Below are 1593 nucleotides of genomic sequence, written 5' to 3'. Positions count from 1 at the left end.
GACAATATAGTTCCGGCAATGAACAAGCCTACAATATCGAATCGCAAATGGAAAATCGCAAATAATAAAGATGAGGTAACTATTCCGGATTTGATCCCCCATTTCATTGCCCACTTCTGCAATATTATCCCACGACAAATCAGCTCTTCCAACAATGGAGCAAAAACAATCACCGAAAAGCTCCAAAATATTAGCCCTATAACATTTGTTACTTCTGATTCATTAATGAAGTTTTCAACATAATCTGGGAAAATAAATGAAATATCATATAAATTCAGCGAATTAAAGCCCCAAGCAAAAGTATATTTAAAAAAAACTATTAAAAAAATTAACTTTAGATTTTTTTTTGCTTTACAATACCCAAATTTAAAATTTCAAATTTTCTTAAATCGAATCAAACTCTTCGGAGCTCTCTAAATAAAAATAATCCGATAAATAACTCTATAATTGTATAAGTTACTGCGTTAAAATCTGCATTTTCGATAAGCTCGCTAAAATCTCTGTTATTCACCAAGGAAAACAATCCGACAATTGTAAAAATTATTGTAAATATTGAAATTGGAAAACCTAGAAACCAATATAATAAGAACTTGGGAATATTAAGCTTATTAAAGGGGTGATTTCTTGAGTTTTTAGCCAAGGACTCTTCTGAAGAAAATTTATTTCTCTTTGTCGGAAAAAGTAATAGGAATGATAACCCCCACAAACTTAATAATCCGAGCCATCCCCAATTACTTGGATATCCCTTGTCGTGAATATATAGACGGCACCCTTTGACAAGAGGCACATATCCATATAATAGTAATCCTAAAATCAGTAAAATAATGATTAGAGATAAAGGTGGATACAATGAGGCTAAAAAACTTTCATTTTTTTGTAAAATTAATCCAAGAGTTAATAACGGAATAAACTGTCAAGCTAATCCCCAAATAATTAGGTTGATAGAGTTATTTTTGGAATTGGTATTCTTGATGTTCATTGGCTCGGTAGGTAATATACTATAATCGTTTCATACCAATGGCATAGAGAGGATTGACAAAAACAGAGGGAGTGGGCAAGCTTGAAAACAGAAACCACTCATCAGTTATCAACATGGCAATAATTAACTTCCCTATCCAGAAAGCCCTGTGGGATAGCTGATGTCAAGTGGTTAATTGGAGCCACTTTGGACATCTAACCACCTGTATTGGCATAATGATAGCCCTGATAGAAACAAGGAGCTTGAAGAAACAGCATGACAAACGTCTTGATCCCCTTGAATTCCAACTGCAAACACCACTGCTATTCTTCCTAAATTTTTTTACTCAATCAGGATTATTTGGTTAAAGGTTGTTCGCCTTTGGCGTTGCCGTAGGGTAGGTTAACCGGTTTAAGGTGATCTTAATTGACTAGAATAAGGATTCTCATAGTAATTAGATACACCAGATTTTTTCCCGATTCCCGATTCCCGACTCCCGATTCTCGATTCTCGACTCCCTACTCCCTATTGCCTATTCCCTATTGCCTACTCCCTATTCCCTATTCCCTATTCCCTTTACTAAATGATTACCCCTATTCAAAGATTACTCACAACTCCTTGTAACAAACGATTGA

2 protein-coding genes are annotated in these 1593 nt (G+C 34.7%); one reads left to right on the top strand and one right to left on the bottom strand.

The window, feature by feature from the left end; genetic code table 11:
• A partial coding sequence (locus F6K49_RS54030; RefSeq protein WP_366514339.1) for a CPBP family intramembrane glutamic endopeptidase occupies positions 1-173 on the bottom strand: 173 nt, incomplete at its 3' end.
• A 1211-nt stretch (positions 174-1384) separates the two neighbouring features.
• Here F6K49_RS54030 and F6K49_RS47450 point away from each other — a divergent pair.
• Positions 1385-1582: a hypothetical protein gene (locus tag F6K49_RS47450; RefSeq protein ID WP_293109492.1), complete on the top strand. Its 198-nt coding sequence runs from the start codon at positions 1385-1387 to the stop codon at positions 1580-1582.
• Positions 1583-1593 lie beyond the last annotated feature (11 nt).

This window comes from Moorena sp. SIO3I6 (assembly GCF_010672095.1).
This window is presented reverse-complemented; position numbering and strand designations above follow the sequence as displayed.